The organism is Paenibacillus sp. GM1FR, from assembly GCF_002803315.1.
In the GTDB taxonomy this organism is placed as follows: domain Bacteria; phylum Bacillota; class Bacilli; order Paenibacillales; family Paenibacillaceae; genus Paenibacillus; species Paenibacillus amylolyticus.
Genome location: NZ_MKZL01000033.1, coordinates 266,075 through 282,973, shown reverse-complemented (window position 1 = coordinate 282,973; position 16,899 = coordinate 266,075). Strand labels below are relative to the sequence as shown.

At 45.4% G+C, this 16,899-nt stretch carries 13 protein-coding genes; 1 reads left to right on the top strand and 12 read right to left on the bottom strand.

Translation table 11 applies throughout. From position 1 onward, the window contains the following. Positions 1-5: 5 nt before the first annotated feature. The 9 genes from PAEAM_RS21370 to PAEAM_RS21330 form a co-directional block, all read right to left on the bottom strand. Positions 6-1,343, bottom strand: a complete 1,338-nt coding sequence (locus PAEAM_RS21370) for a sensor histidine kinase (RefSeq protein WP_165790007.1) — start codon at positions 1,341-1,343, stop codon at positions 6-8. Positions 1,344-1,345: 2 nt separating this feature from the next. Further along, positions 1,346-2,014: a response regulator transcription factor gene (locus PAEAM_RS21365; RefSeq protein ID WP_100528885.1), complete on the bottom strand. Its 669-nt coding sequence runs from the start codon at positions 2,012-2,014 to the stop codon at positions 1,346-1,348. 29 nt (positions 2,015-2,043) lie between these two features. Further along, positions 2,044-4,008, bottom strand: a complete 1,965-nt coding sequence (locus PAEAM_RS21360) for an ABC transporter ATP-binding protein/permease (RefSeq protein WP_100528884.1) — start codon at positions 4,006-4,008, stop codon at positions 2,044-2,046. A 385-nt stretch (positions 4,009-4,393) separates the two neighbouring features. Then, complete coding sequence (locus PAEAM_RS21355) at positions 4,394-6,349, bottom strand: S-layer homology domain-containing protein (protein WP_100528883.1); 1,956 nt, start codon at positions 6,347-6,349, stop codon at positions 4,394-4,396. A gap of 90 nt (positions 6,350-6,439) precedes the next feature. Next, positions 6,440-7,498: a dockerin type I domain-containing protein gene (locus PAEAM_RS21350; protein WP_100528882.1), complete on the bottom strand. Its 1,059-nt coding sequence runs from the start codon at positions 7,496-7,498 to the stop codon at positions 6,440-6,442. 192 nt (positions 7,499-7,690) lie between these two features. Beyond that, positions 7,691-8,983, bottom strand: coding sequence for an amidohydrolase (locus tag PAEAM_RS21345; RefSeq protein ID WP_100528881.1), 1,293 nt, complete (start codon positions 8,981-8,983; stop codon positions 7,691-7,693). Positions 8,984-9,060: 77 nt separating this feature from the next. Continuing rightward, positions 9,061-9,354, bottom strand: a complete 294-nt coding sequence (locus PAEAM_RS21340) for a hypothetical protein (RefSeq protein ID WP_036608638.1) — start codon at positions 9,352-9,354, stop codon at positions 9,061-9,063. Positions 9,355-9,428: 74 nt separating this feature from the next. Next, positions 9,429-10,526: a saccharopine dehydrogenase family protein gene (locus PAEAM_RS21335; RefSeq protein WP_100528880.1), complete on the bottom strand. Its 1,098-nt coding sequence runs from the start codon at positions 10,524-10,526 to the stop codon at positions 9,429-9,431. After that, positions 10,510-11,217, bottom strand: a complete 708-nt coding sequence (locus tag PAEAM_RS21330; RefSeq protein WP_100528879.1) for a class I SAM-dependent methyltransferase — start codon at positions 11,215-11,217, stop codon at positions 10,510-10,512. The genes PAEAM_RS21335 and PAEAM_RS21330 overlap by 17 nt, the downstream gene beginning before the upstream one ends. A gap of 129 nt (positions 11,218-11,346) precedes the next feature. Here PAEAM_RS21330 and PAEAM_RS21325 point away from each other — a divergent pair, with 129 nt between their 5' ends. Next, a complete protein-coding gene (locus PAEAM_RS21325) occupies positions 11,347-12,453 on the top strand; it encodes a helix-turn-helix transcriptional regulator (protein WP_243391425.1) in 1,107 nt (368 codons plus the stop codon). Between the two features lie 237 nt (positions 12,454-12,690). Here PAEAM_RS21325 and PAEAM_RS21320 read toward each other — a convergent pair whose 3' ends face one another. The 3 genes from PAEAM_RS21320 to PAEAM_RS21310 form a co-directional block, all read right to left on the bottom strand. Further along, the gene (locus PAEAM_RS21320) at positions 12,691-13,704 is read right to left on the bottom strand and encodes a FecCD family ABC transporter permease (RefSeq protein WP_100528877.1); all 1,014 of its coding nucleotides are present in this window, start codon (positions 13,702-13,704) and stop codon (positions 12,691-12,693) included. Beyond that, entirely contained in the window at positions 13,701-14,726 is a 1,026-nt protein-coding gene (locus tag PAEAM_RS21315) for a FecCD family ABC transporter permease (RefSeq protein WP_051447083.1), read from the bottom strand. The genes PAEAM_RS21320 and PAEAM_RS21315 overlap by 4 nt, the downstream gene beginning before the upstream one ends. Positions 14,727-14,843: 117 nt before the next feature. Then, a complete protein-coding gene (locus tag PAEAM_RS21310; protein ID WP_100528876.1) occupies positions 14,844-16,811 on the bottom strand; it encodes an AraC family transcriptional regulator in 1,968 nt (655 codons plus the stop codon). Positions 16,812-16,899 lie beyond the last annotated feature (88 nt).

The window sequence follows — 16,899 nt, the reverse complement described above, 5'->3', positions numbered from 1 at the left end:
CTTCCTTAAGATGTAGGTGTAATGGTCGATCTGGGGATCGTGACAATAAACTGTGTACCTTTTCCTACTTCGCTCTCTACATCAATTGTACATTGATGCAATTTCAAAATTTTAATGACAATGGACAAACCCAATCCATTCCCTCGAAGCGAGCTGCTTCGCGCTTTGTCCACCATGTAGAATCGATCAAAGATATACGGGAGAGCTTCCTCAGGTATTCCTTGTCCAGAATCTCTAATCAATACCTTCACAAATGAAGATGACGTCTCAATTTCAACATGAATGGCACCTTGTGGACCGGTGTATTTGATCGCATTGTTTATTAAATTTTGCCAGACCTGATCAAACAAATCTTTGTCCACTGTGATCTCGCAGGGCAACAAATCCAATTCGATCTGTATGTCCTTCTGAGCCCACTGCGGCTCTGCCAGTAAGATCGCCCTTCTTAATTGTTCATCTACCTGGAATGTGGTGAAATGAACCGGATGATGCTCTGAATCCAGCGAGGCTAGCCGAAGCAGATTATCACTGAGCCTCGATAAGCGCAGCGTTTCTTCATATATAATATCCAAATGCTCTTTCTGCTCTTCTAATGGAATAACACCATCTTGTAGTGCTCTGGTGAATCCTCTAATTGATGTGAGCGGAGATTGCATTTCATGAGAGACGTTGCTGACAAAGTCATCACGAACCGAATCGATTTTTTGCAACTCACTGGCCATATGATTAAAGCTCTCCATCAGTTCGCCAAACTCATCCTGATTATTATGTTTCAAGCGGACCGACAGGTCACCTGAGGACATCTCCTTCGCCGCAACCGTTAATCTCTTAATCGGTTTCACAATATACCCGGACATGAACAGGATTAATAAGCTGCCAATGACCAGAACCGTTAACAGTGAGGTTAAGAGTGTGTTTCGCAGTGTATGAAAAAGAGATGAGAAATCACTTTGAATCAGAAATGTGCCGATCCCCTCGTTTGTTCCGGGAACACCTATGGTCGCGATTCCATCTTTACTGGACAGAAAAATGGCATCCGTTGTACCCGCCTCGAATAACGAATGCACTTTGTCCTCTGGCAAGGAAGATAACACTTCACTTTGTTCATTCACGGGAGTGATATTTAAGCCGTAGCGAGCAAAGATACCTAAGCTTGATTGTACTTTTTCCGGATCATCAATCAGGTTAATCAGTGTAGCGAGATCTTGAGCAAAGGTAACCATAAAACGATTCGGTGTCTTTTCCTGGGACCCGTTATTTATCATAAAGGAGAGAATTAAACTCACCAGAACAATCCCGATAAACGTAGCTACGATGCGAAGTCGCAGGCTTTTCCTAAACATTTTCATGCCCGCTCCAGCCGATAACCGAGTCCTCTTATCGTTGAGATCACTAACTCAGGAACATGTTCAAGACGTTCCCTTAACCGTTTGATATGTACATCAACTGTACGCTCATCTCCTTCGTAATCGATGCCCCATATGTCATCTATAAGCTGTGTACGTGTGAATATTTTCCCTGGCGAACTCGCCAGAGAAAATAACAATTCACATTCCTTCTTTTTCAATTCGATAGTTTGTCCATCCGCAATGACCATCAAGTTGCCCAAATCAATCGTTACACCGCTGATCAGAATCATGTTTGATGAACTTTTGTTATATCGTTTCAGTAACGATTTTACACGTAAGATTAACTCCACAGGATCAAATGGTTTAACCAGGTAATCGTCTGACCCTGCATTAAATCCTCTGACTTTGTCCTTGGATTCTCCCTTGGCAGTCACCATCAGGATGGGAATATCCAGATAAGACCGAATATCTTCCGTCAGTTCAATGCCGTCTATTCGCGGCATCATCACATCCACAATCGCCAGATCAACTTTTGTATGAGAGAGGATATCTAACGCTTCTTGACCGTCTGGTGCTTCCAGCACGGAGAATTGATTCTTTTCAAGATAGATTCGGATTAATTTGCGGATATGGGAATCATCGTCCACCACCAGAATTGTGTTCATGTAGCCATTATCCTTTCCAAAATTGATATTTATTCGTATCGTAAGGATTCCATCGGGTCCAGCTTCGCCGCTTTTGATGATGGCATCAAACCGGCAACAATACTAATCGCTGTACTTACCACGATACCAAACAAGATATAATATCCCGAAAGATTAATGAGTTTGGCTCCAAACGCATTGTCCAAAAGAATGTTTAATACATAACTAATGATCACTGCAAAGATTACCGCAATAATACCACTAAATACGCCTAATAAGGCAGATTCGGAGAAGAATATTCGCTTGATATCTTTCTTTCTTGCTCCAATCGCTCGGAGAATTCCGATCTCCTTTGTCCGTTCCACGACACTAATATAGAGTACTACCAGTATCATAATACCGGATACGATCAACGAAATACCTGCAATACCCGCAAGTACAATGGAAGCCATACTTACATATGTGGTGATATTCTCCATGACCTTGGCCATTTGGGAGCCTGCGAAACCAGCGTTTACAGCAGCTTCATTGATATCATTTACATATTTCATATCGGTTGCATAGGCGTTAACCTGAATTGGTCCAATCGTTATTCCTTCGTCCGCATACATTTGCTCCAACGTCTCTGATGAAATGTATCCCGGGGATTGCTGCATTGGAGATCGTGGATCTGCCGCTTCGTAGATCCCTGAGATCGTTACTTCTTTCTCCAAAGTCACTGGTTTATTATTACTATCCATCTCATTGATATATAAAAACACGGACTTGCCGATCATGGTTTCAGCTTGATCATTTCCGCTTAATTGTTTCGCTGTATCGAGAGGTAACAGCATCTGATTTTCTACCGGCAGAACACCAGTTGTCATCAATGCTGGATCAAAAGCATCCGTTAACGTTGTTAACTGTGTGAGTCCTACACTTTGTTTTTCATTCACCATCGTGGATTTGCCTGTAATGGTCGTGATCGTCTCTACATGATCCACATTAGGAAAATTGCGAATCGTCTCAACATCAGCTTCGGTGAACGGTTCACCTGGTGCCATCAAGGCCTCGGGGCCTTGCATATCCTTGGCTTCTTCACTCGGCTTGGTTATATCCACGAGCAAAGGGTCCATACTTGAATTGATTTCGTCATTCATATACGTCGTTATTCCATTCCCCAAGGAGAGCATCAGGAGTACGCTTAATATACCTATAGATCCACCCAATGCTACCAATACATTACGCTTGCCGTTGAGTTTCATATTTTTGAGTGCCATCTTGAATGAAGCAAGCAAGCTCAGGCTCCGGGAAGAATCCTGACCACTCTCGTAAACAGCCGTAGAAGGATCTTTCAGGTGAATATCATCACTAATGCGCCCCTCTTCAACCTTCACAATACGTGTACCGGAGTCAGCGACTTTCTGCGAGTGAGTTACGGCGATCACCAGCATTCCCTTTTTGGCTATACTGTCGAGCAAAGCGAGGATTTGATCTCCGTTTTCCCTGTCCAGAGCACCCGTCGGTTCATCTGCAAGAATAATGTCCGGATTGTTGGATAATGCCCGTGCGATGGAAACCCGTTGCTTCTGCCCCCCGGATAACTGGTTAGGACGTTTGTTCAGATGATCCTTCAGTCCGACCTCTGTCAAAATATCAACGGCACGTTTATTGCGATCCTTCTCATTGGTATCCGTCATTTGCATCGCAATCGTTACATTTTCGAGGACAGACAGATGCGGGATCAGATTGAAATTTTGAAAGACAAAGCCGATATTATTCTTCCGATAATCATCCATTTCCTTCTCTGTCATAGCACTTAAGTTCTTGCCACGAACAACGACGTCCCCTTCATAGTCGGAGTCCATACCACCAATAATATTCATCAGTGTCGACTTACCACAGCCAGATTCGCCGAGGATGGAGACAAATTCCCCTGTCTCAAAACTTAAGTTCAAACCGTGGAGTACCGGAACTCTTTCTTTTCCATATAAGGTGTATGATTTCTTCACATTTTTAACCTCTAGTATTTTCATATGGATCTCTTCCTCTCCTGATCATGCACGATATCTATCTATTTGATGTTCATATCGTAACAAATCAGTATGAACTGATAATGAACTGGACCATCGCACCTACAAGAGGTTGTTCAAAAGAACTATATACAAAAAAACCGAATCCTTAGATATAAGGACTCGGGTTGTCTTATTTCGTTATTGCATTTGATAATATAAGTTAAACTAATCATTTACACGATAACGGAGAAGACAGAAAAAACCTGAAAAAGCGAAGCGTTCGCCTTTATCCCCGGATTTTCACCTTCGGAAAAGGGATTCAAAAAATCTGGGGATAACAGCGATTGGAAGGTTATTCTGTCGTCGTAGTGTCAGTGTAAATAATCTTTAGTTCAACTTATAAAGTTTAGATTAATCCCGCTTTTGCAAGTAACCTTTTCACAATCGCCGCCGACTGTGCACGACTAATGTCTGCATCTGACATCAGTTTACCATCACCACCTTGTACCAGCTCTTGTTTAATCGCCGATGCAACTGGCTCTGCTGCCCAAGCCTGTACTTTAGCACTATCGCTGTATGTGCTAAGCAGACTTGTTGTCTCTGACGCGTCGGCCTGTGCCAGACCGACCAGTTTCATCGCACGTGACACAATAGTCAGCGCTTCAGCACGAGAAATTTCGCTATTCGGACGGAAGCTGTCGTCAGCATAACCTGAGATTAGGCCGTAGGACACAGCCGTCTGAACCTCATCCTCATACCAGCTACCAGTCTTCACATCTGTGAACGATGCCGCTTCTGTACTGCGCGGGGAGTGCAGCCCCAAACCTCTTAACAGAACAGCCGTAAACTCTGCCCGTGTAATACTCCGGTCTGGCGCAAACACGTTCTCACCGGTGCCTTGTACGATCAGACGGGATGCCAGATCCTGTACGTCATCCCGACTCCAGTGACTTGATACATCGCTGAATGTTGCCGGATGATAGATCAGAGCGTAAGTGCTGTTCGTCAAGCTGTTAATAATAGCAGAATCTTGCACGTTACCTTTGATAACCTTGGTCGGTACATGCAGAAGGCTGCCATCTGGCTGAAGCACAACTCCTGTCGTGATCTTTGAACCATCGACACCCTCTGGCAAAGTAATGGAGCGCTCTACATAAGAGTTGAAACGATCTACATTAACTTGCTGTCCATTCCAGATCGCTTTTACTTCAAAATCAATCGGAGCTGCGATCACCGTTGTGTTCTCCAGCTTATCCGCTGCAGCCTGAATTGCTGTTTGTTTAGATGTGGCACTAGGCACAATAGCGATTTGGATTGTGATATCTTCCAATGGAACCGTGCTTCCGAATTGGTTCAGAATCTGATCCACCTGAATCTGGTTAGCTGGAAGTGTATACGTACCGCTATCAGTCTGAATGACAACTTCGGCATTACTTCCTTCCATTGTTTTGACCAACTTGCCGTTCAGTTCACCAACGACCGCACCCTTGCCAGTACCTGTAATAGGCAGCAGAAGCGTTTTTAGTCCACTTCCAATCTGATTGATGACTTTTTCATTATCCACATGAACCGTGGTGGTAACCTGATTGTTTACCGTTGATGTGGTGGCCGTTGCAGATTGTTCTTGTTTCTGACCGTTCACATAGATGTCTACGCCTTTAGTTACCGCTGGAGTCGATGGAACTGGGGTAACGACTGGTGAAGTTGGTGATACACTTCCTCCTCCTCCTCCACCTGAAGAGTTACCAGGATTCGGTGTAGGTGTCGAACCGGAATTGTCGCCACCTGAATTTGCTGCTGTAATTGTGATTGTTCCACCAGACAACTGAGCACCACTATTGTGTTCTACATTTGTAAAATGCCAATGTTCTGAATCAGTTTGATCTACGGATAGCTGTTTCGTTCCAGGCGCCGCATTGCTTTTGGCTTTGATTTCCATATCAAATAATTGGGTTTCATCTACAATTGAGTGGTCACCCCCAGTAAAATCAACCCAGATGATCCGTACCCAGCCTTCCCCATTATTAATTTGGTACTGGAAGTCTGCTACACCATCTTCATTTGGGGATGTGCTGATGACGTTGACAGATTTAGGCGTGATCCGAACAATTTCCAGTGCAGACGTATCATAATCAATCTGCATATTATAAGCTTTCACCCCGAAATAGGACTTCTTCAATGCAACAGGTACATGAACGGTCTGCCCTGCCTGTACGCTCACATTTGCAAATTGTACTTGTGATGGTTCTGCCGGCTCTGCCCCAGCTATACTCGGGAATACGATAGACGAGAGTAGCGTCAGTGCAATGAGACCTGACATTGTTTTTCTGATTCTAGGACGTTTCTTTTTCGGTTGAAACATGTGATAGCCTCCATGTCTGTATCAATTGATAGATCGTATGGTAAAGATAGAAAATGTATTGTTATTCGTTATCTAAAATAAAAAATTGAATTAATCAAGGCGTTGTATTTTTTCTTTTCCAACAATGTATACTTTTCTAGGCTCCGTATTCGAGTCCCAAGTGGACTGAGTAATAACTTCGAGCACAAGATAATAACCTTCGTCCTCATCTTTAACGGTATACTTTGCTCCTGTTTCCCCCTCGATTGGCACCATATCTTCTCTCGAAGCTTCTGTTACGCGGTACCACTGGTAAGAAGGAGTATTAATGTAATCATTGTAATCAATATCCATTATATAATGACTAACGCCAATTTCATTTCCAATTAACATGGCATTCTTCAATTCACCATTTAGTACATACGGCGCATCATCTACTTGCTTAAAGGTCAACACATAGTCATTGTTTTTTCCACCAAGTGTTTTGCCTTTGTATCCTATTAACAAAGCATCCATGTCCCCCAGAGTGGGTTCCGTATTACGATCTACATCCATTCGGTTCATCTCTACATAAGAAAAGCTGCGGCGAGTCATCATGTTACGAATATAATTGAAAAGGTCTACGGCATCCAAAGAATTCACTTTTCCGTCTGCATTTACATCCCCTTTTTTACTAATGTAAAGTTCAATGTTATCCGTAACAGTCTCTGGTGCACCAGAGATCATATAATTCGCTTTCAATTCGATGTTGATTTTGCCGCTTTGGCGAGGAATAACCACCAATGTACTGACAGGCGTTGTCATATTCTCATCCTGTCTCGTTTCTACATACGCCTCAGCGATGCTGTTATCACTTGAGCTGGCTGTAGGCGGGCTATACTCATCGGATCGAAATTGTGTACTTAGATTGATTCTGATGATATTATTGGTGGTTACCTCAATAGGCACTTCGGGCACAAAAGAAGGATTATCTTGTGCCGATGAATAACTTAACCAGTTAATGCCATCGTTAAGAACAGGTTGTGAAATCTTAATCTCTGGACCAATGACTCCTGCGTTAGCCTGCGGGAGCGTTCCACCTATAGGCAATGCAATGCCCAATCCGAGTGCAGTCAACATGCTTTTTTTCAATATCGGCTTAAGCTGTTTTTTGTTTTGTTTCCCCTTCAATTCATGTTCCTCCTCGTATACATTTCAAATTTGAACAACTACATGCTCAGTATAACGAGTCATTCTGAACCGATTCTGAACAGGACCATGGAACTATTTCCAGTTGTAATTCGACAAAAAACGCTATGGAGTATGCCTCCATAGCGTTTTGAACACAAATCATTTTCCAGTTCGGATTATATTCACCTAAAATTAAATTCCCTCAACAATCCGTTTGGCTCTAACCTTCACCTCACGGTAAAGTTCATCCTCATCGATCGTGAGCAGCTTTCTGCCTCTCATGAGGATCTGACCATTCACGATCGTGGTGTCCACGTCCGCCCCATTTACGCTGTAAGCCAGTAACGCTTCTACCTCATGTACCGGTTGAAGATGTGGTTTCGCCAGATCGATCAGGATCAGATCAGCTTTGCACCCCACCTCAAGCATCCCCACTTCATCCTGTAGACCAAGTAGACTAGCACTTCCGCGTGTAGCCATGCTTAGTACGTCCTTGGCTGGCAAGCGAGTTGGGTCGCCATAATCCAGCTTTTGCAGCCAGGTTGCGGCTTTGATCTCCTCGAACATATCCACGGTTGTGGCACTTCCCGATCCATCCGTTCCGATTCCAACGTTAATTCCCTGAGCCAACATCTCGGTAATTGGAGCAATTCCACAGCCCAGCTTCAGATTGCTGACTGGATTGTGTGCTACACCGCCGCGCATGCCCTTCAATCTGCCGATGTCCCTGCGATTGAGGTGCACACCATGTGCAAGCAACACATGTGCCTGTTCGAACATCCCCGCCTCTTCCAGATACTCTGTCGGTGTCATGCCATAGCGCTCACGAATCTTCACAACTTCTTCCTTCGTCTCAGCCAGATGAATATGTAGCGGGATATCCTCTGTGACAGCCATGGCAATGACTTCACGAAGCGGCTCCATGGGACAAGTGTAGGGTGAGTGGGGTCCATACATGGTTGTAATCCGCCCATCGGCCGCTCCAGACCAACGTTGTACAAGATCGATCGCCTCCTGCAATCTGCGCCCCCCATCATCCTCCATGAATACCATCCCACGTGTAAGCGATGCCCGCATCCCCGTTTGCTTAACCGCTTCTGCAATCTCATTCATATGAATGTACATATCCGCAAACGCAGTGGTACCCGTACGGATCATCTCGGCGATGGATAACTTGGCACCCCAATAGATGTCTTCCGGGTTCATCCGTGCTTCAGCAGGCAGCATTTTGCGTTCGAGCCAGTCCATCAGCTTCAGATCATCCGAGAATCCCCGGAGCAGACTCATCGGTGTATGTTGGTGGGCATTAATCAGTCCTGGCATGGCAACCTTATTGCGTCCATCGATAATCTCATCTTGCGGTTGAGGCAGAATGTGTTCAGCAATATGCGTAATGCGATCACCCTCAACACGAATATCCCCCGTAAAGGGGGCATCGGCATCTTTCATCGTTAGGATCGTAGCTTGCTGAATCAGTATACTCATTACATTCACGGCTCCTCTGAATTGGTTATGGTCATTCCATATCCGAGGGTAAGCCTTCACGTAACGGCAAGGTCAAGTCATTTTAATTTTTGGATCGTCATCTTTCTGAAATGTTGTATAAAAGGTTTGGGGTCGATCTCGACCATATATGGATATACTCCTGTGCTTGTGTGCAAATAGAAAAATCCACCTTCATCACCCATACGACGAAATGACATATCAAACACTTCCGTGATGTTGAACTCGCGGTATTTGGTCACGATTTTATCTGAATACAGAATCATGGAGCGGGCATTCATCTCAATCTCTTGGGCGAGACCCGTCACTTCTCTCTGTACTTTGTAATAAGGTAATACAGCAACGCAGTTCATGATCTCCCTCCATTCATGCCATGATTATTGTTCCATCATAGCAGATCGGAGGTTCTCAGCAAAAGAACATGAAACTAGGTGATCTTGGTCATCACCTTTAGTGGCGTATGAAGTGCATCCTGAATGTCTTGCAGAGAGAGACACTGTTCAATATGAAACACACCATGTGGCAACTCTGTTTTATACACACGTTCTGCCACGGCTGCAGCTACCGCTGCTGTTGCATCTGCTTCCTTTGCACCGACCAGTAGTTGTTCGACGCGGATTTGCTCACCATTTTCCCATCCTACGGCATCGACCTTGACCGCATACATCGGCTCTCCCCCAGGAATAAGGCCAAATGCCTTAACCGTTCCATTCCGAATAGACGGGATACGCAGTAACGAAAACAACCCTGCACGTTTGGAGATTGCCATGGATCCTGTGATCCAGCGGGAGTCCAGACAGAGCCTGGTAGATACGGTTGGAATACGTAACGTCCGAGCAACCACATGCTGATCCGAAAAGTTAAACCGATAGGCCTTCCGCTGCCCTAGTTTTGCTCCAAAATCAATACGTTTGCCATCTCCGAAACTTTGTACCTCAGCAGGTTTGCCCTTTTTCATCACTTGGTAAGTGGCATTCATCTGATCAACGGTCCACTCCACGGCAGCTTTTCCGTGCTTCTCTCCAAGTCCCAGCATTACGGTAATGTCTGCTTCCTCCACCTGATCCATATGCATGGTCGCTTCGCGCACAAGCAAATTAGTCACTCCAGGTGATAATCCAACGCTAAGGATCGCGGTCGATTTGGAACGTTGCATTTTGGTGTGCAGCTGTTCAACCTGAGCGAGAAAATCATATTTTGCAGAAATATCAATATAGTCGGTTCCGGCTTGTGCGCAGGCTTCAACAAACCGGGTATCGCTCTGATCCACACACATGATGACCAGCTTCACAGGCCTTAACATGGATGGCTCTACAGGTCGTGTTACATCCAGTTGAAGCGGTAGCACAGCACCACCTGTAGACCTGCTGAATTCTTCCGCACGGTTCATGCGTGTACCCGCAGCCCAAACTTTACCCGGGAACAATTTCCCCAGTTGAGTACATATCATCTGCCCCACTTGACCATAACCACCAACCACCCAGATCTGATCTTTCATAGGCTTCACGTTAGTTTCGAATTGCATAATACCCCTCCACCCAGAACGCCCCGAAGTAACGTGTAATATGTGAGAAACCGCATTCGGTCAGTAGCTGAGTCATCTCTTCAGAGGATATTGGATCGGATTCACGGCCCAGGGAAGCAGCAAAGCGCTCCCACTCTTCAGGAAGGACGCCCACACTCAACATGTGATCCTTCCAAGCTTGCATCATGATTGGATGTGCAGGTGAACGAAGATCGGCATTTACAGCCGCAATGATCAGTGGTGCACCCGGTTTAAGTCTCGCTGCGAGGCTGGTCAGAAACGTTCTCTTGGCCTCCATCCCCTGAAGGAAATGTAACATGAGCATGCTTGTCGCCCCATCATATACATTATCCTCCGGCAATTCTTCAACCGTGAAAGGTCGCAGCTTCACTCTGGAACCGATGCCTGCTTCCGCGACTCGTTTCTCAGCAAGTTGCAGCATGGGCTGTGATGGATCTAATCCAGTAAATGTCCAACCGGCATGACGTGATCCGAGCAGAGCAATCTCTTTTCCCCCTCCCGCTCCGGCAACAAGGATATGAATATCGTTGTTATTCGCGAAAGATGCTGAAAGCAGCCGTTCCATTAGATCATGCATATGAGAATAACCCGGAATTTTCAGGGCTATCGATTGTTCGTAACGATGAACATCTGCTGTTTCCCAGCTCATCGGTGATGGATTGTGATTCATGGACACCGCACTCCTCTTGAATTGAAGTTAGACTTGACTCGTTGTTCGTCTAATTTCATTATAGAAGGATACGGCGAGCCTACAATCCCAGAACATTGGGATATGCGCACAGAGAGAGGAGTAATCTTGTTGACATCACGTATTGATCGGAACCACAGACTTATCACTTCTCTTGAAAAAGGAACCTGGACCTCACATACCTATCGGGAAGCTGTTCTCAAGCAGATCCATACGGTTATACCTTACGATGCATACTGTTTCACTACCGTTGATCCTCTGACTCTTCTCTCCACAGGAGCCGTGACAGAAGATGGCATTGAGGCCATTCATGATCGGTTATTCATCAATGAATACATGGAAGAAGATATACATAAATACGCTGAATTAATTCGCAGCGGTGAGCATACAGCTACACTTCATACGTCCAACTTACAGCTTGAACAAAGCCCTCGATATATCAACATTCTTCAGCCAGCGGGGTTCAGTGATGAACTACGTGCTGTATTGGTTAGTGGAGACGCTTGCTGGGGATATTTGACCCTATATCGTAAGACAGAAAGTGCTGTCTTTACAGAGGAGGAGCGGTGGATGATTCAGTCCTGGACCGCTTCTATTGCATCGATGCTGCGGTCCACGAGCTTGACACTGATCGATGAGATCACGAGTGAAAGTCCCGAGGAACCCGGAATTTTGATCACCTCAGACACGTTCCAGCTCTTATCCCTGAACGCCTCCGCTCAATATTGGCTGTCCCAATTGCGCATGCTGGAACATGTAGGGCCTGATGTTCTGCCCCGTCCGGTACGTGCAGTGAGTTCCCACCTGCAGCGCAAGAATCGGGCAGATCTGGCCGTGGATACTCAGATCGCTCCCGAATCACCCTCCAAAGTTTGCATCCAACTTCCGGATGGGCGTTACCTCATACTTCATGCTAGTCTCATGCAACAGCTTACAGGGCCGGATCAGATTGCTATCCGTTTGGAGCAGGCGATGCCACAGGATTTACTGCCCTTGCTCGCTGAAAGCCATGGATTATCCAGTCGAGAGCGGGAACTGCTCGGATATGTTCTACGTAGCTATTCGTCCAAGGAAATTGCTGCTGCGATGCATATTTCCGTCTACACGGTTCAGGATCATTTAAAATCCATTTTCGCCAAAACCAAGGTATCCTCACGTCGCGAGCTCATCTGGTATTTCGTTTCCCGTTTTCAGCTGTCGGATGAACCTGCCATATAAATCTTGAATAATTCTCCAGTATCAAATTAACTATCAAATGAGAAAAAATCAAAAGATGCCAATACGATATCCTCGTAATGGCATCTTTTTCTATAGCTATTGTTTAAAAAGCATAGCGGTAATACAGGGTAACTTCGATGTTTGAACTTTTGATATCGTGCATTCTGCTTTAAAATGCAGCGCACAGTCCTGCCAAGCCGTTTTCCACAAAAAATTCCGACTATATTATTGATTGTGTTATTTGGCTTTTGCTAGTAAATAAAGAAAATACGGAACACTAATGACTGTAATAACGATTCCTGTTGGCACATCTCCTACGAGGCTAACCGTGCGCGTAATCGTGTCAGCCAACACCACGACTAGTCCCCCAGCCAAGCTGGCAGCCGGAATGAGCAATTTGTGATCGGGACCGACCAGTTTTCTGGCCATATGTGGAGCGATCAATCCAACGAAAAAGAAGCTGCCTCCCACAGCTACACTGCCAGAGGATAAAGCAACAGCAGCGATTGACAACCCCAAGAACTGTCGCTTCACGGAAACACCAAGCCCCTGTGCTGTCTGATTGCCCAAATGGAGGGCATTCAGTATGCGAGCCTTGTAAAAAATATAGCCGAGTAAGATCAAGACCCATGGTGTCAGTATGGAAATATAACCCCAATCATCGCCCCATAGGCTCCCCGCCAGCCAATACAGCATGAAGTTCATCTGCGAATCATCCAGCTTGAGTGTCAAGAAGGTCGTCAGCGCCCCGTACCCGCTTCCTAACGCGACCCCGGTCAAGATCAAACCGATTGGCGAGATGTCTCGTCCGCGGCGATACGATAATAAGAAGATCAAACCCGCTGCCAATAGTCCGCCAACAAAAGCCAACAGAGGCAGAGCAATAAAGGAACTCTTGCCTGTGGATGCAATGAATACAACGAAGAACAGGACAAACAAACCCGATCCCGAACTAATTCCCAGTGTTCCCGGACTAGCCATGTCATTACGCAGCAAACTCTGCATCACGACCCCCGCCGCTCCCATTCCCAGACCTACCAAAATCGAAAGTACAATTCGTGGCAAACGAAAATCAAACACAATCAGATTTTGCTTATCGGTACCGTTTCCTATGAGAACGTTCAGCACTTCTAGCGGTGAAAGATTCATTTTGCCAGAATTCATGCTAATGATCGCAAACACAAGGATGAGCACCATAAGCACTACATTGATGATAATGCCTCGTTTCATCGTATGACGCCGCTTGATCATTCATATTCCCTCCTTTGTCTTCGAGCCAAGAAGAGAAAATACGGCACACCAATGATAGAAAATATAATGGCAATCGGCGTTTCGAACGGTTTATTGATCAAACGTCCAGCCAAATCAGCCGATACGGTCAGCAACGCACCATATAAAGCCGCTGCCGGAATAATGTATCGATAGTCGACACCTACCATATATCGCACAATATGCGGGGTGATCAGACCCACAAAACCAACAGGGCCAACGACAACAACAGCCAATCCAGTCAGCACAAGTACAATAATTGTCGACAAAATCTTGACCAGTCCGCTACGAATGCCGAGTCCACTTGCCACATCATCTCCCAAACTGAGCAATGTAACGGAAGGGGACAGCGCCAGTGCCAGCAGTATACCCCCAACAAAGAGCGGTGAGATAATCAGCAATTCTCCCCATTTGACCCCCGCTGTGCTACCCGCCGTCCAGAATGTCAATGCTCGTCCCAAATCATAATTGATTGCCAAGTACTGACTGAGTGCGCCAAACAACATTGAAATAGACAGACCTGCCAGTACAAGCCGCTGAGGCGTCATTCCGCGATTGCCCAGTGACGCGGTAAAGTAAGTCATACCGGTGGCGATCGCTGCTCCCAGACAAGCGAACAACATCATCTGCCAATACGAATAACCCGGCAGAAAGGCCAGGCATAGTGCAATTGCAAATGCTGCGCCAGAGCTAATCCCCATCAGCCCGGAGTCGGCCAGCGGATTACGCGTTGTCCCCTGCATGATAGCGCCACATACCGCAAGGCTGCACCCAACGATCAGATCAGCTACGGTACGCGGGAGACGCATGGTTTGAATAATTTGATGTTCAGTGAGCATTGGATCAAATCGGAAAATAGCCTCCCATACCGTTGCTAACCTCATATCAGCAGCACCAAACATAATGGATGCCGCCGACATGAGAACCGTTAATCCAAGCCCTATTACCATATACATGGTGAAGTTCATCGCCCCACGGCGTTTTTGTTCAGGCTTGCTTTTCATCTCGTTTCCCTTTCATCACCTATTTACAATCCAAACGAATATGGATATTAACGTCCATAAATTCGACTGGTCATGTTTGAAAATTTGGAGTGCTCAATTAAAATTTCGTTCTAACTCTTATTTAGCTAATGCTAGCAATTGACTAACAATATAATCAATCAATGCACTGGAAGTCATTACGTCGGTGGACCAAGATAGCGAAGAATCTACCTTTACGATCCGATCATGTTGCACAGCAGGTATGGCATTCCACACTGCATTATCAGAAGCAACGTTTCCATCTCCTAAGAAGATCATATAATCCCCAGAGTAAGCGGGTAATACTTCCATGGAGACATCGCCCCAATATTTATCTGCATCGATAATATCCGTTTGGACTTTTGAAGGTGCCTGCAATTGAAGTTCATCGTAAACAAGCTCGCCAACGGCATGCTTGGCTCCAGCTATGTAGTTACTTTTATCACTGAATTCTCCAACCGTAGTGGTTACATCGGATAGGCCCGCATTCTGAAAAGCTAGCTTTGCTTCTTCAATTTTTCCGGTATAAGCATTCAAAACATCCTTAGCCTCTTCCTGTTTGTTCAAAACATCGCTAATAAATTGTATCCGCTCTTCTGTAGTCATATCACCATAGGGAACATAAATGGTGGGGGCAATTTTGGATAAATCATCATACGACTCATCACTCCATGCCAAAATGATAAGATCCGGCTCAAGCGTCATGATATCTTCCGGCTCCATGGCTACTTTTATGGAGTCTGTAATCTGGTTAGCATAAACAGGCTCTGTCTCTCCCCGTGCAGCTCTAGCCACACCTAAAGGAGTTACACCTAGGGCTACCACATCACCAACCAAATAATCGACTACAACTCGCTGAGGGTTATCAGGTACCTCAACATCACCCTTAACTGTGGATATCGTTCTGGTCTGCGAGACTGCTTCTGAAGCTTTTGTCTCCGACCCTTCTTGTTGTGTCGCCTGCTGTGTCTGCGCAGGTGTTGTATTTGCCGTTCCCCCATTATTCGCTGGCGTCCCTGACGTACATGCCGTTAATAACAGCATCATGCTTATCGCCGCCGCCAAAATCATTTCTTTACTTCTTAATGTTCCAAACATCGTTGATTCCCCATCTCTATAAGACTTGACTAGACTCGCTAGTTCCCTCTCATCGTAAGGGAGATGAGAATCATTATCAATACCATCAACCTGCATGGATAGTGCGTTTATTTTCCGATAATCACTTGGCGTCATCTTGTAATGCTTCTTAAACATGCGGAACAGGTTTTTCTCATCTGCGAAACCAGCTCCAGTTGCGATTTCTTTAACCGTCGCTTCTGTATGTTTTAAGTCATGACAGGCTGCTTCAATCCTTCTCTGAATGAGGTACTCCTGTAAGTTCATCCCTTCCCTTTTTTTGAACAACCGCGTCAATTGTCCACCACTGATCCCAAACATATCGGCAATTTGCTGAAACATGATCGGCTCCCTGTAATGTTTATCGAGATACACCTTGGCAGAACAGGCTGGATCTGGCTGGAGATACCGAATCTCACCACCCTCCAAATCCCTGAACACCTCATGAATCAATTGATATAAAAAACTTTTGGCCTGTAGCTGATCCATCGCCTTGCCACGTTTCCAGCCATTCATCATCCGTTGGAACCAATCGCGTAGCAAGATGGGATTACTTGGCGTATAACCAAACTGTTGAACAAATGGATTTACTTGCTCCAGTAATTGTTGCAGATGTTTCTTGAAAAAGAGAGGTGATTCTGCTCTATAAAACACCATAAAGGTCTTCACCATCTCCTCTTTAGGCGTAATACTGAGCAGGCTCCCCTTCCCGCCGTGAACTAAACCGAAGCGTTCCAGTGCAAATGTGGTTTCATTCAGTTGGATTTGCGCTTCACCCCCATATGCATAGATAAACATGCTACTAGGCATTTTATATTGCTCCAACGGGTATTGTGACGCTACATTCTGAAAGCGTACATCTATTAATGTAATAATCGAACGTGTCCAGATACTGGCCATCATATCAATCATCTCCGGTGTAAATCCCTGTCTTGCTTCTTCCTCTTGCATCTATCCGCACTCCTCGTTTCACTTTTTCCAATGTATACATCACTCAATAATTGATATTGATTATCAATATCACATTTGATCAGGTAAG